This is a genomic window from uncultured Capnocytophaga sp., from assembly GCF_938029845.1.
GTDB lineage: Bacteria > Bacteroidota > Bacteroidia > Flavobacteriales > Flavobacteriaceae > Capnocytophaga.
This window is the reverse complement of the sequence record NZ_CALHGG010000013.1, coordinates 1-21008: the sequence shown is the minus strand read 5'-3', so window position 1 is coordinate 21008 and position 21008 is coordinate 1. Positions and strand designations below refer to the sequence as shown.

Here is a 21008-nt window from a genome sequence, read left to right as displayed (position 1 = left end):
ACGTTTTTTTTTAAAACTGACAAAGTTAAGTTTAATAAATTGCATTCTAAAATTCTATACCCTTGAATCTTGTAATTCTTAAAAATTCGAATATTCTTCGCTGTTCAAACTTTAACTTCTTTTTATTATTGCTGATTATTGATTTTACTGATTAAATGTTGTAATTTTGTAGTCTCTAAGAATGAAGTGTTGTATGGATTTGGCTGTAATCTTATAATTCTTTGTTTCTATAACCCTAAAACCCTATAAATCATGAAAAAGCAAATTGTACAAACCCTATGGCGTATTGCCAATGGACAACCTCAAGAGCAGGGAGAAAAAATAGTTTATCCTAATATACGAGAGCAGCTCAATGCTATGAAAGCAATTATGAGTATCAAAGGTTGGGACGAACTTGATTTCCAAGAGGTGAGCTCTTCCCCAGCCTCCTCTTGTGAATCATCTATAATCAGTGAAGAGATAACAGCAAACTGTCAGCAAACTACAATAGCTGAAGAGGAAAAAGCAAGTGAGCCACAAGAACCAACAGAAAAAGAAACTCCTACAGATCCTGTAGTAACTGTTGTACAAGAACAGCCCTTATCACAACAATCTACACAACAGCCCTCCACTAAGTGTATCCCTCCTAAAAAGATATCAGTAGGAAAAATGAAACGGATGCTAAGGCGAGGGTTAATGAACCGATGAGCCGATGAGTTAATTAGCTGATGAGCCAATTAGCTGATGAGCCAATGAGTTAATTAGATAATTGGCAAATCGGCAAATCGGCAAATTGTCAAATCGACCAATCGACAAATTGACAAATCGACAAATTAGTTTAGTGTCTTTCTTTATTCATGTTGAGTCTCAGGAAGATAAAGAGTAGCATCGTAAATCCCCATAGACCTGACCCTCCATAGCTGAAGAAAGGTAATGGAATACCCACAGTAGGCATAGTACCGATTACCATACTGATATTGACAAAGAAGTGTATGAAGAAAATAGAGGCGACACAATACCCATAGATACGATAGAGTTTACTTTTCTGATTCTCAGCAAGATACCATATACGTAAGCAGAGAATAGCAAAGAGTAGCGTTACAGTTGCAGTACCATAAAACCCCCATTCTTCTCCCAAGGTGGTGAAGATATAGTCGGTATGTTGTTCAGGAACAAAGTCGCCCTTGGTGAGTGTGCCTTCCAGGAAGCCTTTGCCGGAGAGCCCTCCAGAGGAGATGGCCGATTCGGCCTGTAAGGTATTGTAAGCTACTGTTTGTCGGAGTGTCTGGCTATCAGTGATTTCATTCTCTAAGCGCAACCAAAGGCTAAACCTGTCTCGGTGGTGCTGCTTGAAGACATTGTAAAAAATGAAATTAGCTGAATAAGAGGTCAATATACACAATACCACTAATAAGGAAACATTTTTATAAGGAGTATGCCCATTACGCTTTTTTGCCCAATAGCCATAGAGTAGCGCTAGAAAGACGAAAAGAGTAATGGTATTGCCCATGCCAAACTTTAGGGTGGAGAGGAATACAGCTAAAAACAAGAACATCAGGAAGATAAAGGACGAACTCATACCCTCTCGGTTCAGGGCAAAGATAAAAGCTCCATATACCAAAGTACTTCCTGGGTCTGGTTGTAGGATAATGAGAAAGCAAGGGATAATGATAATGGTTAGCGTATTAATCAAATCCTTGAGTCGCCTTATATCCGTTTGTATATGGCTGAGTTGCTTGGCAAAAAGTAGGGCAGTGGCTGTTTTGGCAAACTCAGCGGGCTGTATCGTAACAGGGCCTATGGCATACCAAGCCTTAGCCCCATTGATTGTTTTTCCAAAAATAAGCACCCCTACTAGTAGTAGCATGGCTACGATATAGAATATTTCAGCCGAATTTTCATAGAATTTTGGTTCAATAGCCAAGATAAAAAGGATAAGGAGCACACTAGTACAAACAAAAAACAATTGTTTGGTAGCATGCTGTGAGAAGTCCATAAGGTTGGTGGTCTGCTCATTATAACCAGTGGCATAGATGCAAACCCAACCAATGGAGACTAAAGCTATATATAGGAGGACACTTATCCAATCGAGGTGTTTTAACATAAGGCTATTTATTAATAGAGAAAGGTTTTCCAGAATAAGGCTTGGCATATTCATCCTCCAAACTTTTTTCTATCATTTTTTTCTCAAGGTCTTTTCTTTTTACGTTTTTGGTAAGGTATTTTTCAATCATTAGTGAGGCAATAGGCCCTGCGATACGTGCCCCAAAGTAACCGTTTTCCACCACTACGACAATAGCTATTTTGGGGTCTTCCATAGGTGCCATAGCCATGAAAATGGAGTGGTCAGTCAGCTGCATGCGCTTTCCGTTGACCCTTACATAGTTCTCAGCGGTTCCTGTTTTGGCCGCTACATTGATGCTATCTATCTGAGTACCTCTTGAGGTACCACCCGTATAGGAGAGGTTCATGCCTCGTATGATAGGATCAAAGTATTTTGAGTCAATACGAGTGTGCTTTATCTGGGTATATTCGGTAAAGGGGGTGATCTCTCCGCCAATTTTTTTAACCACATGAGGAGTATAGTAAGAACCCTTGTTGGCAATAGCCGATAAGGCATTGGCAAGCTGTAAGGGGGTAACGAGTACCTCTCCCTGGCCAATACCATTGGAGATATTACTAGTAGCTCGCCAGCCGTTTTCCCCATATTGTCGGTTGTAGAAAGCAGCATCAGGCAGATATCCCTTGCGACCAATAGGAAAATCACTACCTAAGTAAGTTCCAAAGCCAAAGCTCTTTAGATCCTCTGCCCAAGCGGAGAGTCCCTCGGCTGGGGTAGGGTATTTCTCAATAATTTTGCGATAGGTATGTGCAAAATAAGCGTTGCAGGAGGTAGCGATGGCATGGATCATATCAATAGGTGAAGCATGCCCATGGCATTTCATTATACGATTTCCATAGTGGTATCCGCCATTACAGGAAACTAAGGTGCTGGGACTCATTACCCCTTCCTGTAATCCCAAAAGACCTGTAAAGGGCTTAAAGGTGGAACCTGGAGGATATTCTGCCAAAAGTGCACGGTCAAAAAGAGGCTTGGCAATGGAGTCATTGTAGAGCATGGTATAGTTCTGCGAACGCTTACGCCCTACCAATAAGTTAGGGTCATAGGAGGGAGCTGAGACTAGGGCTAATATCTCTCCTGTTTTAGGTTCTATCGCTACAATGCTACCACGCTTACACTGCATAAGCGTCTCTCCATAGAGTTGTAGGTCATCGTCTATGGTAAGTTCTAAGGATTTTCCAGCAATGGGAAGTGTATCATAGATGCCATTCTCGTAGGAGCCTATCACACGGTTGAACTTATCTTTCTGTAAGTAGCGCACTCCTTTCTTCCCTCTGAGGAAATCCTCGTATTGCTTCTCTACACCCTGCCTACCAATGATCTCACCCGCTAAGTAGTAGGGATTTTTCTTGAGTTCCCAGTCATTCACCTCACTGATGTAGCCCAATACATTGGCACCGCTGAAGGTCTCATAATGTCTCAAGAGGCGTTTTTGTACAAAGAATCCAGGGAATTTTCTCAGTTTCTCTTGTAAGGGAGCATACTCTTCCTTGGAAAGCTGGCTGACAAAAACTGAAGGCTTGCGATAGGAATATTTCTTTGCCTTGTCCAAACTCTCACGAAATCGTTCTATATCAATACCTACCAAGGAACAAAATTCTAAGGTATCTAGGGGCTTTACCTCACGGGGTATGACCATGATGTCATAAGCAGACTGGTTGGAAACCAGTAATTTACCATTTCTATCATAGATGTATCCACGTTCAGGATAATCATAGGATACTTCGATGGCTACATCACTAGTAATATTGTCTTTACGAGTGTCTTTATCAAGTACTTGTAGATAGAAAAGTCTTATTAATATAGAGATTGTTCCTGCACAGATGATGAAAGGTAGGAATATTTTTTTCATTTTTCTATAATGCTTAATTCAGCGTGGCAAAAATAATCATTATCTTTGAGAATTACAATATAAAAATGTAATTTGTTGCACAAAAATATTTTTATTTTATTTTTTTTTAAAACAATATAAGTTTTGGCATGAAAGTTGTAAATAGTGAAAATGAATAGACGACTAATGTATACTTACCATGTATTAATTTATTTTTTGATGAAAATGGAAAAAATAGGAAAAGATCCAAAAGTATTTCGTTAAATCGTAAAAAAATGTTATATGTAATTCTTATATATGACAAATATTGATAAAATCAGGTTTCTATAAATTAGAAATCATTAAGTTTTTTTTTTTTTTTTCTTGTTATAGTAAGTTAAAATTAAATTTAACATTTTATATAATTAGCTCTTTTATATTGTTTTAAAATGTAGTTAGTTATCAATAAATGATTAATAGGTATTTTAATATCATTGTGAATAAAAAAATAAATCGTACCTTTGCACCAAATTTGAAAAATATGATATAAACTCTAAAAAAACTAAACCAAATCAAAAACCATTAAAAGATTGTATTAAAGATTAAAAAGGCGCTCTATTAAGGAGAAATCCCCAACCTCTCTTAATAGTAATGCAGGTGTCATTAAAAAACAGCTGCATATTACTAAAAACCACAAAACTAAATTGGAAAATATTTACTTCTCAACTTTTAAAAGCAATTAATAACAAAACAATTTAGATTTAAGATGATAAGACAAAGTATGTCAAAAGTGAAACAACTATTGTTCCTCGCCTTGTGTCCAGCCTTTGCCTTTGCTCAAGAAACAGGAAAGAAAGATTATAAGAATACTTTAGAAGGCAATGTAAAGAGTGTACGTATTACCACTTATGTAGCTTTAGACAAAGGAGGAGGGAATTATGGAAAAGGAAGTGTAGCTAAGGGAGTAGATAACCTGCTCATAAATTACGATAAGAAGGGAAATATAACTGAAAAAATAGCTTACTATACCAATGGAGGTCTATGGTACTCTAAAAAATATGTATATGAAGGAAGTCAGGTAGAAAAACCAGTGGCAAAACCCGCTCCTAAGACACCTCAAGCTACCAAGTCTATTAATGATGATACTACAACAGAGGAAAGTTTCAAAGGTCGTGTAACCTATCGTTATGATAAAAAAGGCCAAAAAACGGAGGAATCCTCATTTGATGATAAGGGAGCTCTGCTTTGGCGTTATGTATATCGCTATGATACACGCGGAAATATTGTAGAAAGAGATAGTTTTGATGCTCAAGCTGTCTTGTTCATGAGAGAATCCTACCGCTATGACTCTAATAATAATAAATTAGAAAAAGTGGTTACTATGAAAAACCAAACAGCTTATAAGTGTACTTGGACATATGGTGATAATGGCAAGGTAGTGGAAAAGGAAGAATTCTTTACAGAGTTGATCACACCAGGTGAATTAGATAAGCTTGTAATAGATGAAGTCAATACTAAAGGGGTATTGCGCAAAAAGCTCAAGTATACCTATGATAATAAAGGGAATAGGGTTGAGGTAAATATCTATGATGCACAAAAGAGACCAGCTCCAAAGGTTACAGCAGGCGCACCTGCTCCTAAAAAGGAAGAACCTAAGCAGCCTTCTTATGAAGAACTTGCAGACCCTAAACTCCTCTATACTGTTGAGTATGATAACTTAGGTAATATTTGGAAAAAAGATACTTATGTATATGATAAATCAGGACAAATTATAGAGGTGAAAAGTATAGATAATGAGCAAAAACCTCTCTTCCGCTATACTTACAAATATGATGCTAAGGGTAATGAGATAGAACGAGTGAATTATGATAAGAGTAATGAGGTGATCCAAAAAACAACTCATGTATATAATGACAAAGGACAATTGATAGAACGTGCAGAATATGACTCTTATGGTGAACTTATCCAGAAAAATACTTATAAGTATGATGAAAAAGGACAAAGGATAGAACAACAAGGTCACAACAGTGATGGTTCTTTGGCTTTCCTTACTAAGTTTGTTTATAATAGCTTAGGAGAGTGTGTACAATCTACTACTTTCAATCGCAAAGGAGAGGAAACCTCCAAGCTCATACAACAATATAAGGTGGATGCTAACAAAAACTGGACAAACCTTACTCAATACTCCAATGGTAAAGCAACTTATATCACCGAACGTATCATAGAATACTACAAATATAAACCGAAACTCATAAAACTATAGAGACTACTTAAAGAGAGAAACTACCCCTTGTGGGTAGTTTTTCTTGTTAAATATATGTTATCTCATGTATATTTCTAAATATTTTTATACTTTTGCGCATTGAAAATATTTAAATATTATAAGATGAAACCAATCTTTCTCTCTATTTTATTGACAACAAGTTTGTCTTTTGCACAAACTGCAGGAAAAGAAGATTATAAGAACACACTCAAAGGTCCAGTGAGTAGTATCCGTATTGTTACCTATAAGGCACTAGACAAGGGGGGTGGAAACTATGACAAAGGTGAAGTGGAAAAGGGAATGGAAAACCTGCTTATCTCCTATGATAAAAAAGGAAATATGACAGAAAAAATCGCCTATTATCCTAATGGAAGTGTATGGTGGACAGCTAATTACAAATATGAGGGGAGTGATGTAAAGAAAAAAGCACCCGCAAAAAAGGAAATCAAAAAAGCAGCTCCTTTGGAAAAAGGAGAAGAGGGCTTCAAGGGGAAGGTACTCTATCGCTATGATAAAAAAGGGCAGAAAACAGAAGAGACCTCCTATGATGACAAGGGAGCTCTTCTTTGGCGCTATGTATATCGTTATGACACTAAGGGCAACCAGATAGAACGCGATAGCTTTGACCCACAAGGTACCCTTATAGGAAGGGAGATTTGTCGTTATGACCAGAATAACCGCATGACAGAACGCTCTATCTCTATGAAGAACCAGTTGGCCTACCAAGGTAAATGGGAATATGATGACAAGGGAAAGGTATTGAAAAAGGAAGAATTTTTTACTGAACATATTGCCCCTGAGAAGATTAATAGTCTTGTGGAGGACGAACTTCGTATCAAGGGGGTGCTTTGGAAGAAATTTGTCTATTCCTATGATAATAAAGGAAATAGAACTGAGGTAAATATCTATGATGCCAAGGCTAATGAACACCCTTCTCGCCAACCAGAAGCAGTAAAAGAGCCTGAGAAAGAGGAGCCTAAGGAACTTTCTTATGACGAAATACCTAATCCTAAGTTACTATTTGTAGAGGAATATAACAATGTAGGAGCACTTTGGAAAAAGGATACTTATACCTATGATGAGTCAGGAAAGATAACTCAAGTAAAATCCATGGACAATAAGGATAAGCCCCAGTTCAACTATACTTATACCTATGATGACAAGGGGAACGAAACAGAGCGTGCTACCTATGATAAGAATGACAAGCTTGTACAGCGTATCACTTATGCTTATGATGATAATGGGAATATGACAGAGATGGTAGAATATGATGCCAATAATAAGCTTTCTCAAAAGGAAACTTACAAGTATGATGTAAAGAATAATAAGATAGAACAACAGGGATATAACCTCAATGGGAGTTTAGCTTATACTTTTAAGTATCTCTATAATCCTAAGGGGGAGCTTATAGAAACCCGTACTTTTGACCCTACGGGGAATCTTACCTCTAAGCTTACTCAGCACTTTAAGTTTGACGCTTATAAGAACTGGACAGAGCGTATCCAATACACCGATGGTAAGGGCTCTTATATCACCGAACGCATCATAGAATATCACAAGAACAACTAGGTAAAGTAGAATAGAAAAAGAAGAGGCAGTCTCCAAAGACTGCCTCTGTTTTTCCCATGTAGGAATGTAATTTATTACGTCCTTATATATTAGAAAGTAACCCCAATGGAAAGCATCATAGCTGAAAACTTCGTAGCGGCTAAGTTGTTATACTGATACTTGATCCCTCCCTGATATTGCTGGTGATAGTAATTGGCACCCACCGCAAAGGAGAAGATCTCCGAGTAAGAAAAAGCTGTATATTGCAACTGATAAGCCAGCGAAATAGGTCTATAAACAAAAACTTCGGCATCTTGGGTCATGGAAAAACCAAATTGGTTAATGCCATTGCCTATATAGCCTGCCCCTAATCCCCAACTAAGGCTCATTCGCTGAGAGCGAATACGAAAATACTGAGCAGTGAGGGAGACAAAATCCAAATGCTCGGCGGGGACACCACGCTGTTTTTCCCAAAAGTGTCGGTAGGAGAGTGTTGCTCCAAAGCGACTACCCATGCGAACCTTTCCTTGTAGGTTGTTTTGGAAGATGTGCATCCCCATGGAGACTTCATTGTTAACGGATGCACGGAAGAGCGTAAAATCCTCTATAATTTGTTTCTCATAGGTATAGTCGCCCTTGCCCTTATAATAGGGATAGGGATTAAGTTCCGCCGTTCGCATACGTCCGTACTGCTCATAGCTACTTTCCACCAATAGGTTGTAGCCTAGGATAAAGGTTAGGTCTAAGAGCATGGGCAAAAAGGTAATATCATCCCAAGTGGAATGAACCTGATAGCTCCCATCAGTGGAAGTGTGATGTTCCTCACTTCCTGAGCTGGTTATAGGCGGGGAATCAAGCCTTTCTTTGGCTTCCTTGAGGGTTCCTTGCCCATAGGTCATCCCACAAAATAGAAAAAATAGTAAAAAATGTTTCATAATAGTGACGAAAAAAGGTAAAAAGTGAAAAGTGAAAAATGAAGAGAGACTCATCATTTATCGCTATTCACTTTTCACTATTTATTATTCACTAATAACTTCCTTGGTGGTTTTTCTTAAGTAAGTCATTAACTGATTTCACAGGGTTGAAAGTAATCTGTGGTACTTCCACAAAGATACTGATCCAGCCTGCCATGCCACCATTCCACAAGCCAGGGAGTTCTAATGCCTTGAGAGGACGTCCGTTATAGGATTTTTCAGTAATAAAGCTGAGTTTCTTGTCTTGGAATTCCTCTAAGTCGAATACCTCGCCCTTGTAGTTCTTGATACAGCAGACAATATCTACAGGATTGAAGTGGGTAGAGGACTGAAGGCGTTCCCACTGTTGTGGATTATCCTTGTCTATCTGTGCCATTTCAATGATTTGTAAGGATTCATTGCCATCGGTGTCTTTTATCCAGAAAGGGCCACCCCCTATTTCACCTTCGTTCTTTACCATACCACACACACGTATAGGGCGGTTTAGTGCTTGATAGATGTATTCTATCATATAGCGCTTGGCAAACTTATGTACATAGGAAGGTACCTTGATATTGAGCTCAGGGAGGAACTTGAGGATTTCAGGAAGTTCTTTTTTCTTGAGTTTTTCCTTTTGTATTTTTTGTAGAATCTTATGTACTTTGGAGCGGGTATCTTCCAGTTTTCCAGCCAATACCTCTTTGTAAAAAATAGCCTCATCAGCATAGGATTCTACCACTACATTATCAATATTCTTGATAAAGATGATGTCGGCATTCAGTTCGTTGAGGTTTTTGAGCAAAGCACCATGCCCAGCAGGACGGAAGAGCAATTGGTTGTTCTCATCTCGGAAAAATTCATTTTCTAGAGTAAGAGCTACCGTATCAGTACTCTCACTTTGGTGGGAGAAACCTACCTCAAAGTGTACCCCATACTGCTTTTCTAAGTTGGGGCGTATTTCGGCTAATTGATTAAGGAATAGGGTGCTATATTCCTTCCCAATGGTAAAGTGGATATTAACCACCTCCCCCTGAGCGGCATAGAGAAAAGCCTCTCTGAAGTGTTCTTCAAAGGCGGTAACTACCTTTTCGCCATATTTGTGGAAAGGAAAAAGTCCCTTGGGTTTGTTTTTGTAGTTAAAAGGTTCTTCCTTGAGAAGGATATGAGCGATACGGAGTTTCTGCTCATCTTCATTGAGACCTTCGAAGGCTTTGTGCTGCTCTATATACTTTTGTAAGGAGTCGTAGAAAGCAAATTGAGGCAGGTATTGGAAGAAAATTTCTGCATTTGCATTGCCACTTTCTTTGATATACTCCTTAAAAGTCTGCTTTTTAGGGTCAAAATCACTCTCAAAGGCTGAAAGGAACTGAAACATACGTGTAGCGGAACCAGAAGCAGGGACAAACTTGAGTATGTCCAAGCTGTTTTTCTTTTTCTGGTAAGTGGCTACATATTGTATGGCATCTTCTCGGGAGAAAGAGAGGATACCACTACCCACATGAGCAGGTGCTACTAAGTTCACAGGTGGAACTCCTGCGAGGAAAATCGCTACTTGTTCTTGTAACTTGCTGACCTTGATGCCTTTTTCTCCTAAGAGAAGCTGGTCGTACTCGGTTAATTCTTTCATCGTTTTAGCTTTTGGTTAATTTGTTCAACTCTATCATCTAGATTTCCTTTCAACAAGTGAAAAGGAATAGATTTTTTTTCTAAAAAGTCCTTGAAGAAGGCAAAAACCTCCTCACGCTCATGGGGTTTGTCTCTAAGATCATCGGCCACCCAAGGAGTATCTATATAGGTAAGGAAAATATGGTCGTACTTGTGACTTAAGGCATGCTGCTCTATTATAGGCTCACATTTTCCGTAATATATATAGGAGTAAATGACCAATTCCAAGAGGCAAGTATCACAGAAGAGGTACTGTTTTGCTTTGGAAAGCGCCTCATTCTCCAAGCGAACTTGTCCTTTGGCAATAGGGAGCAAGTCCTCCCAAGTACATACAGCGCACTGCTTATCCCATTTCTCTTGTAAGTAAAGGCGCATATACTCCCTAACCCATTCGGTATGGTGTAGGAAGGCCATGCGTTCGCTAAGAGTCGTCTTGCCTGTGGATTCAGGTCCTACGAAAGCGATGCGTTTGCAGAGGCTCGGTTGCTGTATAAGATCTTTTTCCATTCTATATAAGCTAAGATAGCAATAAGGGTAAAAATGGCATATTGTAGGGCAGTAAAAAGGAATCCCTTATAGGTATATAGGGGAATAGAAATGGCATCGCCTATAATCCAGAAAAGCCAATTTTCTATCTTACGCCTTGCCATGAGCCACATTCCTACTAAGAAAATGGCGGTGGTAGTGGCATCGACCCAGTCTGTCCATATAAAATATTTCAATCCCAGTTCTGTCCCTTCCATAGAAAAATCATTATTGACATAGGGCTTAAAGTAATAGACAAATATTACAAAAAGCCAACTGAAAAGGGCGAGCCATAGGGTGGTCTTGGTATCGGAAGCTGTCATTTGGGAGATTTCCACATGTACGCTATCCTTACTATTCTTAGCCCAAAGTACCCAGCCATATACACTCATAATTGTATAGTAAGCATTGATGAGCATATCGCCAAAGAGCCTTCCTATCCACAGCAGATATACAAAAAGTACCGTACTGATGATGCCTGTGGGATAGACCCATATATTCCTTTTTTTGGAAAAAAGTACACTGACAAGACCGAAGAATACCCCTAATAATTCTATGACTAATAAGTGTGTAGGCGTATCCTTATATTGGGAAAAAATCCACTCAAAAATGTGGTTCATAATCGTGTCGGTCGGATTTTACTATTTTTATGTAAATAAGCCCTCTTTCCAAAAGCTCAAATACCTCTTTCACTTCATTGGTAAGTACTTCCATCACTCGGTCGTATTCTCCATATATCTGGGTGCTTAGTGGGTTTTCATACACAATAAGTCCAGAGGTGCGGAGCTTCTTAATAAAGTGAATAATGGGGGCTTCAAATTCGTCTTGGAGCGGACTAAGGGTAAGTTCTACAGATACTTTCATTGTAAAAATACTTTTGTTTTCGGATAGCAAATATACTAAAAAAAAAGGAAATAATGCACATTTTTTGAATATATTTTTTGATAAAACTACAAATAGTAGTAACTTTGCCTGCTGTAACAGTAATCGCAAAAGTAATGGCAAGAAAAATAAGTGTTTCCCGGCAGTTTCTTAAGAAAAGTATGTTCTTCCTGCTTTTCCTTCTTCTAATGGCAACTGTGGTGATCCACAATGCCGATAGTACTATACGTAAGGCTAGTGTGGATAAGCTCTATACGGAACTTGATAGTATTCCCAAGCGCGAAGTGGCTTTACTCTTGGGCACTAGCAAAACACTTAAGAACGGTCAGCCTAACTTATATTTCCAATATAGAGTGGAGGCTGCTGCAGCTCTTTTCAAAGCCAAGAAAGTGGATTTTATTCTCATCAGTGGGGATAATAGTCGAAAAGGCTACGATGAACCTACCGATATGAAAGAGGCTTTGGTAGCCCAAGGGATACCTTCGGATAAGATTTACTTGGATTATGCAGGCTTCCGTACGCTAGATTCGGTAATAAGAGCCAAAGAGATATTCTCCCTTACGGAACTGACTGTTGTCTCTCAAGCCTTTCACAACCAAAGGGCGATCTATTTAGCTCAGAAGTATGGAATCAATGCCATTGGTTTTTGTGCTAGGGATGTAGATAAGTATTCAGGCTTTAAAACCAGAGTAAGGGAGTACTTTGCCCGCGTGAAAGTCTTTTGGGACTTGACTTTTGGAGTGAAGCCCAAGTTCTTAGGTGAGAAAATAGAAATACATTAGTTATGCCGGAGATAGGAAATTTGTACTTGATTCCCAATCTATTAGGAGAGAGTGAGGTGGCACAGGTCTTGCCTGCTCATGTGAGAGAAGTGGTGCTTCTCTGTAAGCACTTTATCGTGGAGAACGCCAAGAACGCCCGACACTTTATCAAGCAGATAGCTCCCGAGCATCCCCAATCGGAGTTGGAGCTTTTTGTGCTGAACAAACATACCCCAGAGGAGGATAAGCAAAGTTTCTTATCACCTTGTTTGGCAGGCTTGCCTATGGGGATTATCTCTGATGCAGGTTGTCCAGCTATAGCTGATCCAGGTAGCGACGTTGTACGCTTGGCACACCGAAAGGGTATACGAGTGGTACCCCTAGTAGGACCTTCCTCCCTGCTGCTTTCTCTTATGGCAAGTGGGCTGAATGGGCAATCCTTTGCCTTCAATGGCTACCTGCCTATTGATAAGAGTGAGCGTAAAGCAGCCCTTAAGCGCTTGGAAAAGAGAGCTAAAGAGGAACGACAGTCCCAGCTCTTTATAGAAACGCCCTATCGCAATGAGGCACTATTTGAGGAGATGTTACAACTGCTTTCCCCACAGACTTCCCTATGCGTGGCTACCAATGTAACCCTATCAAAGGAGTCCATACATACCTATATGATAGCTGAATGGAAGCATAAGCGCAAGGGGCTACAATTAGACAAACAACCAACGATTTTTATTTTGTTATAACTCAAAAATCAAAACTTTCAACATGCTTGAAAAGAAAAATTTAGACTATGAAAAGGTGGTATTGGTAGGGGTGATTACCGCTACTCAAAACGAAGAAAAAGCTCACGAATATTTGGACGAACTGGAGTTCTTGACATACACGGCTGGGGGAGAGGTGATTAAGCGCTTTACCCAACGCCTTGATACCCCTAATCCTAAGACCTTTATTGGAACAGGGAAGATGGAAGAACTTACCCAATTTGTAGAGGAAAACGAGATAGGTACCGTTATCTTTGACGATGAGCTAACACCCGCTCAACAGAACAATATAGAAAAAATCTTAAGGATCAAGATATTGGATAGGACGACACTGATTTTGGATATCTTTGCCCAGCGTGCCCAAACCAGCTATGCCCGTACACAGGTGGAGCTAGCTCAGTATCAGTACCTTTTGCCTCGCCTTACGGGACTTTGGACACACTTGGAACGCCAGCGTGGAGGGATCGGGATGCGTGGTCCTGGGGAGACGGAGATAGAGACCGACCGACGTATTGTTCGTGACCGTATTGCGCTACTAAAGAAGAAGTTAGAAACCATAGATAGGCAAATGGCTACCCAGCGTAGCAATCGTGGTGCCTTGGTAAGGATGGCACTTATTGGTTATACCAATGTGGGGAAATCAACTCTAATGAACCTTATTAGTAAGAGTGAGGTCTTTGCTGAAAACAAGCTCTTTGCTACCTTGGATACCACAGTGCGCAAAGTGGTTATTGGTAACTTACCCTTTCTGCTAAGTGATACAGTAGGCTTTATCCGCAAGCTCCCTACTCAGCTTATTGAGTCGTTCAAAAGTACCTTGGACGAGGTGAGGGATGCTGACCTACTGCTACATGTGGTGGATATCTCTCACCCTAATTTTGAGGATCATATTGCTTCAGTGAACCAGATATTAGGTGAAATCCAAAGTATCAATAAGCCTACTATTATGGTCTTCAATAAGATAGATGCTTATACCCACCAAACCATAGCCGAAGATGACCTCATGACCGAGAAAACCTCCCGACACTTTACCCTTGAGGAGTGGAAACAAACATGGATGAGCCGAATGAATGGGGATGCTATCTTTATCTCAGCTATCAATAAGGAAAATATACAAGAGTTCAGGGAGAAAGTATACAAAAAAGTAAGGGAAATACACATTACGCGTTTCCCTTACAACAATTTCTTATATCCAGAGGTAGAAATAGAGGAGGAATCCTAATTAGGAATCCACTTTTTCTCAAAATTAGGCTTACGTTTCTCAAGGAAGGCATCGCGCCCTTCCTTAGCTTCGTCGGTCATATAAGCCAAGCGAGTGGCTTCCCCTGCGAATATCTGCTGACCTACCATACCATCATCAGTGAGGTTCATGGCGTATTTGGCCATTTTGATAGCAGTAGGGGACTTACGAAGAATCTCTTGTGCCCACTCATAAGCAGTGCTTTCTAGCTCTTCGTGAGGGATTACGGCATTGACCATACCCATCTCAAAGGCCTCTTGGGCAGAGTAGTTACGTCCTAAGAAGAAGATTTCTCTTGCTTTTTTCTGTCCCACCATTTTCGCTAGATAAGCCGATCCATAGCCTGCATCAAAGCTAGCTACATCGGTATCGGTTTGCTTGAAGATAGCATGTTCTCGGCTTGCTAAGGTCATGTCACATACCACATGTAAGCTATGACCACCCCCCACTGCCCAGCCAGGTACTACAGCGATGACTACCTTGGGCATAAAGCGAATGAGGCGTTGGGCTTCTAGGATATTGAGCCTATGGGCACCATCATCACCTACATAGCCCTGCTTGCCACGTACGCGCTGGTCACCCCCACTACAGAATGACCATACCCCATCTTTGGGAGAAGGGCCTTCGGCGGAGATGAGTACGCAACCGATAGAGGTATCTTCGGTAGCATCTCTCAGCGCATCAATAAGTTCGGAGGTAGTACGAGGACGGAAAGCATTTCTTACCTCAGGGCGGTTAAAGGCAATACGAGCGACTCCATTACACTTCTTGTAGGTAATATCTTCGTATTGTTTGGCGGTTTGCCAAGGAATTTCTGTATTCATTATTCAGTAGGATTATCTATATACATACGATTATTAGTAGGGGATAGGCTTCGGCAGTGGTCAAACTCTTCTAAGGAAAGCCTATTGGCTACACGCCTAAACCCTTGTTGTCTTAGGGAAGCATTCTGCTGAGGCATACCTGTGATGAGTTCCAAGGCCTTAGCCAAAAGAGGTTCATTCTCATCGCCTAAAGTACCTAAATTGCTGACATCTTCTTTGATTTCGAAATCAGGTACTATGCCTGATTCATAATGTCCAAAACCATTAGCATTCTCCGAGCGGAGTACGATAGGTTGCATCGCCCACTTACTGCCTTGGGTCTTGTCCTTTAGTGTGATAGAAGCAAGGTTTTTCCCCACCGTCTTATCCCCAATCTGTATGACAGTCAGGTAAGGTTTCAGTCCATTGATAATCAGCTCCGAAGCAGAAGCAGTATGCTTGGAGGTGAGTATATATACTTTGGGGAGGTCAAGGCTGTTGATAGGAGTACCCGATATATTGTTTTCAAAGTTGTATTCACGCTTCCAATAGTTGGCCATTTTCTTATTAGAAGTTTGTTTTACAAAGATCTTTTGGGTATCAGTACCCTTGATCATACTCGCCAAATAGATAGCCGTTTGTACACTGCCTCCACTGTTATAGCGAAGGTCAAGTACTAAGTCGCTTATACCATCGGACTTAAATTGGGCAAAAACCTCATTTAGCTCCTTGTCGTACTTACTCACAAAGGAGTTATACACAAGGTAGCCAATCTTCTTGCCACTGCGGCTTAGTGTCTTGTGTAGCAGTATAGGATCTTCCTGAAGGGGAAGTTGGGAAAGTGTCTTGCTCTCGGTAGGCACCAATTGCTTATTCTCTACCTTGCAGAAGCCAAAGGTCAGGGCAGTTTTTTGATTAAAGAGCAGTTGCTGATAATTGGTTGTGGAGAGTCGTTGCCCATCTACCGAGAAAAAGAAATCGCCCCGCTTTACCCCTTGTTTTTCGGCATCGGAGTTAGGGAACACATAGCGTACATAGCCTACAATCTCACCTGTTTCTATTTGGGCTAAGGCATAATCCATACCTGTACTTAGAGAGATCCCTTGGAAGGAGTCTTCTAACTGATCTATATCCTTTACGATAAAGCTAAATCTGTCTTCGGGAGAAAGCAAGTACTTGAAAAGCACTTCGGGAGTGCTAAAGTTCTTAAGATAGCTTACATAACGCTTACTTGTAGCATTGGTGTAACCTAACGATTTCTCAAAGCGAGTGTCAGAGAGGTCATTTATTTCTTCTTGCCACAAGTAGTATTGGTTGAGTCCTTTCCAAATAAAATCTTTGGTGCTATATAAGGGGTCTTCAGCCTCAGCCTTTTGGGTAGCCTCCTCTAATTGCTTTTCTATTGATTCTTTGCTGCAAGAGGGTAAGCATAAGGAGAGTATAAGTAGTAAAGAAAGTTTTTTAATCATAAGTTATTTAGTTCGTGTATAAAGTTGCTGCAAAGGTACGGATTTTCCTTTAAAAAGAAAAGTGAAATTCTATTTTGGGAGGTAAAAAAATAACTATGAATCATTGATAATTAGCTATTAAATTCGTATCTTTGCACATCAAAACACATAACAAACATGTTTTCAGTAGGGGACAGTGTAGAAGTGATAGACGAACTCATCTCAGGGGTAGTTACCAAAATTACTCCCAAGGGGGTGTGTATAGAGACCATCGAGGGGATTAGTCTTACTTTTGCCCCTTCAGAATTGGTCAAGACAAACCCCAATACTCTTATTCCCTATCATAGAGCCATGTATGTAGAGCCTAAGGATGAAAAAAAGAATAAGAACACTCCACCAAGAGGGCAAAAGGCGAGAAAAAAGGCTGCCCATCACATGGAGATAGACCTGCATATAGAGAAATTGGTTACTCATACCCGAGGAATGACCAATTTTGATATGCTCAATACTCAATTGGAGGAAGCCCAACGCTGTATAGAATATGCCATAGAGAAGGGTGTCCCCAGTATTGTCTTTATACATGGAGTAGGGGAGGGCGTACTTAAGGCCGAGTTAGAGACTCTTTTTTCCCGCTATGACCTAAGCTATCAGGATGCCGACTATATGCGCTATGGTATGGGTGCGACTGAAGTATTTTTGCAAAACATATTTTAAAATATAAAGATAATGACAACAAAAGAAAAATTATCATTACTTCGTAATGAGATGAAAGCCAATGGTTTGGATGCTTTTGTGGTTTTCAATGCAGACCCTCACATGAGTGAGTATTTCACCCCTTATTGGGAGGAAAGAAAATGGATTTCCAGTTTTGATAGCTCAGCAGGCTATATATTCATCACTCATGACAAGGCTGTATTATGGACAGATGGTCGCTACTTAGTACAAGCTAAGAACGAGCTTACAGGTACAGGAGTAGATTTCTTCATAGAAGGCACCAAGGATGCTCCCCTTAGCCAACAATGGCTCTTGGACGAACTTCCACAAGGGGCAAAGGTAGGTTGCAATGGCCTTTGTACGCCTCACAATACTTGGAACCTATTGAGTGATACCCTTAAGCAAAAGGACATCACTATGGTAGATAAGCCGCTTATTGAGAAGATATGGAAAGAACGCCCTAAGGACGATAGACAACCGATCTATGTACGTCCTGAGAAATATACAGGACGTCCTACTTCCGATAAGTTGGCTACCCTTAGAGATATTATGGCTAAAAAGGGTGTTACTCACTTCCTTGTTACTGCCCTTGATGATATTGCATGGATTACCAACCTCCGCGGTAATGATGTGAATTTCAATCCTGTTTTTTTGGCTTACCTTTGTATCACTCCTAAGAGTGCCACTCTTTTCGTAGATGCTAAGCAGTGTGATGATTCGGTAAAGGCCTACCTTAAAGAACAACATATTGAGCTTAAGGATTATCATGATTACTTTAAGGAATTACAAAAACTCAAAGGAGAAAAGATACTTCTCTCTCCTGATGCTAACCAATCTATCTACAATACGATAGGAGGACAAAATACCCTACATATAGAACCTTCTCCTGTACAACTACTCAAGGCGGTTAAGAACGAAACCGAATTGGAAGGCTTCCGCAAAGCCATGGTAAAAGATGGGGTAGCCTTGGTCAATTTCTTCTATTGGCTTGAAAATAACATAGGAAAGACTCCACTTACTGAACACTCTTTGGGAGATGTTATGGACAAGTTCCGTGCCGAACAAGGCTTCTTGGCCAATAGTTTTGGTAAGATCATAGGCTACGAAGGCAATGGTGCCATTGTGCATTACCATGCCGCTACTAATCCAGAGGTGCCCATGCATGCCAAGGGAACGGTACTGATAGACTCCGGTGCTCACTATATAGAAGGTACTACCGATATTACCCGTGTGATTCCTCTTGGGGATTTCTCGGAAGACTTCAAGCGGGATTATACCCTTGTGATGAAGGCGATGATTACCCTAAGTACCACCATCTTCCCTGCGGGTACTCGAGGGGTACAGCTCGATTCCATTACCCGTGCTATACTCTGGAAGAATGAGCGTGATTTTGGACATGGTACAGGTCATGGGGTAGGTAGCTACCTATGTGTACACGAAGGGCCACAGAGCATTCGTAAGGAGATGAGAGATGTGCCTATGCTCGAACATATGGTTTGTTCCAATGAACCAGGTATCTACTGTGAAGGTCGCTATGGTATTCGTATAGAAAACCTCGTAGCAGTGCAGAAACACAGCTCCAATGAGTTTGGCGATTTCTATCGTTTGGAAACCCTTACCCTTTGCCCATTGGATACCCGTGCTATTGAAGTAGCTATGCTTACCGAAGAGGAACGCCAATGGCTCAATAACTACAACCAATGGGTAGAGAAGACCCTTAGCCCGTTGGTAGGTAAGGAACAACAAGCATGGCTTAAGGAAAGATGTAAGGCGATATAATTAGGAAGAGTCAAGTAAGCGGGGAGACAAGTTCCACTAAGGCATGTGGCTGAATAACAAAGCGCTTGCCAGTTGAGAGTTCTTTGCACTCGTAGCGCTTGATCTTCTTATCACCTTTTTGAAATACACGTCCGTCATCGGTACGGAAAAGACTATCAGTGGGGAGTTCAAATACATAATATTTGGCACGCTCCCCACTGTCATATTGTCGCATTGCCAAGGTTAGGTGTACATCGGTATCACTACTGGCGGAAGGGTTTTGGAAGTGAATAACAAGGTAAGAGAGCAGTTCAGCGGGGAAGATCTCAGGTCGCAAGAAAGGCTTCATCAGGGCTTGGTAGGTAGTTTTCCATTCGTTGCCATGAGGCTTTATTTGCTTGCCATATTTCTCAATAGCTACCAAGTGTGCGATCTCATGGATAAGGGTCATCAGGAAGCGGTATTTGTTCAGATTGGCATTGATCGTAATCTTATGCTGTCCGTTGGGCAGGCATTGGTAATCCCCATGCCTACTCTGTCGCTCATTGACGATCTTGAGGTAGATGCCTAAGTTCTTAATCAGCTCAAAACAAGGTACTACCGACTCAGAAGGTAAGTATTTGTATAAAATTTCTTCCATAATGAGTGCAAAAATAAGAAAAAAAAAACAGTAATACAAGTAAAACAATGGAGAAAATCATAAGAGAGTTTGCCCTACTGCGATATGTTCGCAATTGTAATAGGAAAGGAGAGTTTCCCAAATTCCAAGAAATAGCTAAGGAGATGTCCAAATATGTCAAGGAAAGAGAAGATAATAAGGAACGCAAATATCGCTATGATAAGCAGTTATTTCGCCGAGATAGGGAATCGCTTGAGGATAAAGGTTGTGAGATAACACGCAATAAGGAAAATGGCTATTCCTTTAATGAGGATGGGATTGAGCTTATAGATGACTTTTTGACTGCTTATATACTACTGACCGCTCAGAATAAGGATGGTCTGCTTCCCTCATATGCCATTCCAGAACCCCGCAGGAATACAGGGGAAGAACACTTACTTGATTGTATGCGTGCCATAGAGACCTGTCATGAGTTACAGCTTATCTACTACGACTATCGTGATGAGCAAACCAAGACCTATACTGTGCAGCCCTACCGGCTTAAGCATAAGGATTATAAGTGGTACCTCTTAGCTGTAGATGTAGCCCATCCTGAAATACCTTTTAAGTCCTTTGCCTTGGAGCGTATTAACGAGATAGAGGAGGGAGATACCTTTCGCCCGAATAAGCAACTTGATTTTGAAACTCCTTACCGCGACGCCTTTGGGATGTTTACCGATGCACCAGCCGAGCGACTTGTTTTGGAGTTTGACCATCGCGATGGTCATTATCTACAAGCCTCACCTATACATCCCTCTCAGAAAGTAGTGAGCAACACCAAAACACGAATTACCTTTGAGCTGTATATCAAGCCCACCCTTGACCTTATCATGGAGCTGATGAAGCGCAGTTGGTCACTCACCATCATAGAACCACAGTACCTAAGAGAGGAATTTATTACATATTGGCAAGAGGCAGTAAAGAGAAACAAAAAAGTGAAAAGTGAAGAGTGAAAAGTGAAAAATGAAAAATGAAAAGTGAAAAATGAAAAGTGAAAAATGAAGAGTGAAAAATGAAGAGTGAAAAATGAAGAGTGAAAAATGAAGAGTGAAAAGTGAAGAGTGAAAAATGAAGAGTGAAAAGTGAAGAGTGAAAAGTGAAGAGTGAAAAGTGAAGAGTGAAAA

19 protein-coding genes are annotated in these 21008 nt (G+C 40.5%); 9 read left to right on the top strand and 10 right to left on the bottom strand.

What is annotated here, in order from left to right; genetic code table 11:
- Nucleotides 1–252: 252 nt before the first annotated feature.
- A complete protein-coding gene (locus Q0625_RS00835; RefSeq protein ID WP_298823013.1) occupies nucleotides 253–687 on the top strand; it encodes a hypothetical protein in 435 nt (144 codons plus the stop codon).
- A 130-nt stretch (nucleotides 688–817) separates the two neighbouring features.
- Here Q0625_RS00835 and rodA read toward each other — a convergent pair whose 3' ends face one another.
- Both rodA and mrdA read right to left on the bottom strand, forming a co-directional pair.
- On the bottom strand, nucleotides 818–2083 hold the full coding sequence (gene rodA, locus Q0625_RS00830) for a rod shape-determining protein RodA (RefSeq protein ID WP_298823012.1): 1266 nt from the start codon (nucleotides 2081–2083) through the stop codon (nucleotides 818–820).
- Nucleotides 2084–2087: 4 nt separating this feature from the next.
- On the bottom strand, nucleotides 2088–3953 hold the full coding sequence (mrdA, locus tag Q0625_RS00825) for a penicillin-binding protein 2 (RefSeq protein WP_298823011.1): 1866 nt from the start codon (nucleotides 3951–3953) through the stop codon (nucleotides 2088–2090).
- A gap of 739 nt (nucleotides 3954–4692) precedes the next feature.
- Here mrdA and Q0625_RS00820 point away from each other — a divergent pair.
- Together Q0625_RS00820 and Q0625_RS00815 are read left to right on the top strand one after the other, a co-directional pair.
- Nucleotides 4693–6174 carry a sugar-binding protein gene (locus Q0625_RS00820; RefSeq protein WP_298823010.1) on the top strand — a complete coding sequence of 494 codons (1482 nt, stop codon included), beginning with the start codon at nucleotides 4693–4695 and terminating at the stop codon, nucleotides 6172–6174.
- A gap of 123 nt (nucleotides 6175–6297) precedes the next feature.
- The gene (locus tag Q0625_RS00815; RefSeq protein ID WP_298823009.1) at nucleotides 6298–7743 is read left to right on the top strand and encodes a sugar-binding protein; all 1446 of its coding nucleotides are present in this window, start codon (nucleotides 6298–6300) and stop codon (nucleotides 7741–7743) included.
- A gap of 89 nt (nucleotides 7744–7832) precedes the next feature.
- Here Q0625_RS00815 and Q0625_RS00810 read toward each other — a convergent pair whose 3' ends face one another.
- The 5 genes from Q0625_RS00810 to Q0625_RS00790 all read right to left on the bottom strand — a co-directional run bounded on the left by Q0625_RS00810 (nucleotide 7833) and on the right by Q0625_RS00790 (nucleotide 11729).
- Nucleotides 7833–8657, bottom strand: a complete 825-nt coding sequence (locus tag Q0625_RS00810) for a hypothetical protein (protein ID WP_298823007.1) — start codon at nucleotides 8655–8657, stop codon at nucleotides 7833–7835.
- 91 nt (nucleotides 8658–8748) lie between these two features.
- Nucleotides 8749–10302: a DUF4301 family protein gene (locus Q0625_RS00805; RefSeq protein WP_298823006.1), complete on the bottom strand. Its 1554-nt coding sequence runs from the start codon at nucleotides 10300–10302 to the stop codon at nucleotides 8749–8751.
- Nucleotides 10299–10847 (bottom strand): ATP-binding protein, encoded by a 549-nt coding sequence (locus Q0625_RS00800; RefSeq protein WP_298823005.1) that lies wholly within the window; start codon nucleotides 10845–10847, stop codon nucleotides 10299–10301. The genes Q0625_RS00805 and Q0625_RS00800 overlap by 4 nt, the downstream gene beginning before the upstream one ends.
- Entirely contained in the window at nucleotides 10793–11485 is a 693-nt protein-coding gene (gene pnuC / locus Q0625_RS00795) for a nicotinamide riboside transporter PnuC (RefSeq protein ID WP_298823004.1), read from the bottom strand. The genes Q0625_RS00800 and pnuC overlap by 55 nt, the downstream gene beginning before the upstream one ends.
- Nucleotides 11469–11729 (bottom strand): thiamine-binding protein, encoded by a 261-nt coding sequence (locus Q0625_RS00790; protein ID WP_298823003.1) that lies wholly within the window; start codon nucleotides 11727–11729, stop codon nucleotides 11469–11471. Before Q0625_RS00790 ends, pnuC begins: the two co-directional genes overlap by 17 nt.
- 134 nt (nucleotides 11730–11863) lie before the next feature.
- Here Q0625_RS00790 and Q0625_RS00785 point away from each other — a divergent pair, with 134 nt between their 5' ends.
- The 3 genes from Q0625_RS00785 to hflX are packed head-to-tail and all read left to right on the top strand — an operon-like array spanning nucleotide 11864 to nucleotide 14485.
- Nucleotides 11864–12529 (top strand): ElyC/SanA/YdcF family protein, encoded by a 666-nt coding sequence (locus Q0625_RS00785; RefSeq protein ID WP_298823002.1) that lies wholly within the window; start codon nucleotides 11864–11866, stop codon nucleotides 12527–12529.
- 2 nt (nucleotides 12530–12531) lie between these two features.
- Nucleotides 12532–13245, top strand: coding sequence for an SAM-dependent methyltransferase (locus Q0625_RS00780; protein WP_298823001.1), 714 nt, complete (start codon nucleotides 12532–12534; stop codon nucleotides 13243–13245).
- 22 nt (nucleotides 13246–13267) lie between these two features.
- Nucleotides 13268–14485: a GTPase HflX gene (hflX, locus tag Q0625_RS00775; RefSeq protein ID WP_298823000.1), complete on the top strand. Its 1218-nt coding sequence runs from the start codon at nucleotides 13268–13270 to the stop codon at nucleotides 14483–14485.
- On the opposite strand, the gene Q0625_RS00770 is transcribed toward hflX, so the two are convergent.
- Together Q0625_RS00770 and Q0625_RS00765 are read right to left on the bottom strand one after the other, a co-directional pair.
- On the bottom strand, nucleotides 14482–15315 hold the full coding sequence (locus tag Q0625_RS00770) for a 1,4-dihydroxy-2-naphthoyl-CoA synthase (RefSeq protein WP_298823019.1): 834 nt from the start codon (nucleotides 15313–15315) through the stop codon (nucleotides 14482–14484). The genes hflX and Q0625_RS00770 overlap by 4 nt on opposite strands.
- Before the next feature lie 11 nt (nucleotides 15316–15326).
- Nucleotides 15327–16775 (bottom strand): S41 family peptidase, encoded by a 1449-nt coding sequence (locus Q0625_RS00765; protein ID WP_298822999.1) that lies wholly within the window; start codon nucleotides 16773–16775, stop codon nucleotides 15327–15329.
- Nucleotides 16776–16931: 156 nt separating this feature from the next.
- On the opposite strand from Q0625_RS00765, the gene Q0625_RS00760 reads away from it, so the two are divergent.
- On the top strand, nucleotides 16932–17468 hold the full coding sequence (locus Q0625_RS00760) for a Smr/MutS family protein (RefSeq protein ID WP_298822997.1): 537 nt from the start codon (nucleotides 16932–16934) through the stop codon (nucleotides 17466–17468).
- Between the two features lie 12 nt (nucleotides 17469–17480).
- Nucleotides 17481–19247 (top strand): aminopeptidase P family protein, encoded by a 1767-nt coding sequence (locus Q0625_RS00755; RefSeq protein WP_298822996.1) that lies wholly within the window; start codon nucleotides 17481–17483, stop codon nucleotides 19245–19247.
- 10 nt (nucleotides 19248–19257) lie between these two features.
- Here the strand turns inward: Q0625_RS00755 and Q0625_RS00750 are convergent, their stop codons facing one another.
- Nucleotides 19258–19866 carry a SprT-like domain-containing protein gene (locus tag Q0625_RS00750; protein WP_298822994.1) on the bottom strand — a complete coding sequence of 203 codons (609 nt, stop codon included), beginning with the start codon at nucleotides 19864–19866 and terminating at the stop codon, nucleotides 19258–19260.
- 47 nt (nucleotides 19867–19913) lie between these two features.
- Between Q0625_RS00750 and Q0625_RS00745 the strand changes: the two genes are divergently transcribed.
- Nucleotides 19914–20837, top strand: a complete 924-nt coding sequence (locus Q0625_RS00745; protein ID WP_298822993.1) for a WYL domain-containing protein — start codon at nucleotides 19914–19916, stop codon at nucleotides 20835–20837.
- Nucleotides 20838–21008: the final 171 nt, after the last annotated feature.

Excerpts from the sequence above, each read along its gene's own strand:
- Q0625_RS00755 (WP_298822996.1), top strand. The coding sequence starts at position 17,481 with ATGACAACAAAAGAAAAATTATCATTACTTCGTAATGAGATGAAAGCC.
- Q0625_RS00750 (WP_298822994.1), bottom strand. The coding sequence starts at position 19,866 with ATGGAAGAAATTTTATACAAATACTTACCTTCTGAGTCGGTAGTACCT.
- Q0625_RS00820 (WP_298823010.1), top strand. The coding sequence starts at position 4,693 with ATGTCAAAAGTGAAACAACTATTGTTCCTCGCCTTGTGTCCAGCCTTT.
- Q0625_RS00800 (WP_298823005.1), bottom strand. The coding sequence starts at position 10,847 with ATGGAAAAAGATCTTATACAGCAACCGAGCCTCTGCAAACGCATCGCT.
- Q0625_RS00780 (WP_298823001.1), top strand. The coding sequence starts at position 12,532 with ATGCCGGAGATAGGAAATTTGTACTTGATTCCCAATCTATTAGGAGAG.
- Q0625_RS00765 (WP_298822999.1), bottom strand. The coding sequence starts at position 16,775 with ATGATTAAAAAACTTTCTTTACTACTTATACTCTCCTTATGCTTACCC.
- Q0625_RS00815 (WP_298823009.1), top strand. The coding sequence starts at position 6,298 with ATGAAACCAATCTTTCTCTCTATTTTATTGACAACAAGTTTGTCTTTT.
- Q0625_RS00790 (WP_298823003.1), bottom strand. The coding sequence starts at position 11,729 with ATGAAAGTATCTGTAGAACTTACCCTTAGTCCGCTCCAAGACGAATTT.
- Q0625_RS00760 (WP_298822997.1), top strand. The coding sequence starts at position 16,932 with ATGTTTTCAGTAGGGGACAGTGTAGAAGTGATAGACGAACTCATCTCA.
- rodA (WP_298823012.1), bottom strand. The coding sequence starts at position 2,083 with ATGTTAAAACACCTCGATTGGATAAGTGTCCTCCTATATATAGCTTTA.
- Q0625_RS00785 (WP_298823002.1), top strand. The coding sequence starts at position 11,864 with ATGGCAAGAAAAATAAGTGTTTCCCGGCAGTTTCTTAAGAAAAGTATG.
- Q0625_RS00745 (WP_298822993.1), top strand. The coding sequence starts at position 19,914 with ATGGAGAAAATCATAAGAGAGTTTGCCCTACTGCGATATGTTCGCAAT.
- Q0625_RS00835 (WP_298823013.1), top strand. The coding sequence starts at position 253 with ATGAAAAAGCAAATTGTACAAACCCTATGGCGTATTGCCAATGGACAA.
- Q0625_RS00805 (WP_298823006.1), bottom strand. The coding sequence starts at position 10,302 with ATGAAAGAATTAACCGAGTACGACCAGCTTCTCTTAGGAGAAAAAGGC.
- mrdA (WP_298823011.1), bottom strand. The coding sequence starts at position 3,953 with ATGAAAAAAATATTCCTACCTTTCATCATCTGTGCAGGAACAATCTCT.
- Q0625_RS00810 (WP_298823007.1), bottom strand. The coding sequence starts at position 8,657 with ATGAAACATTTTTTACTATTTTTTCTATTTTGTGGGATGACCTATGGG.
- pnuC (WP_298823004.1), bottom strand. The coding sequence starts at position 11,485 with ATGAACCACATTTTTGAGTGGATTTTTTCCCAATATAAGGATACGCCT.
- hflX (WP_298823000.1), top strand. The coding sequence starts at position 13,268 with ATGCTTGAAAAGAAAAATTTAGACTATGAAAAGGTGGTATTGGTAGGG.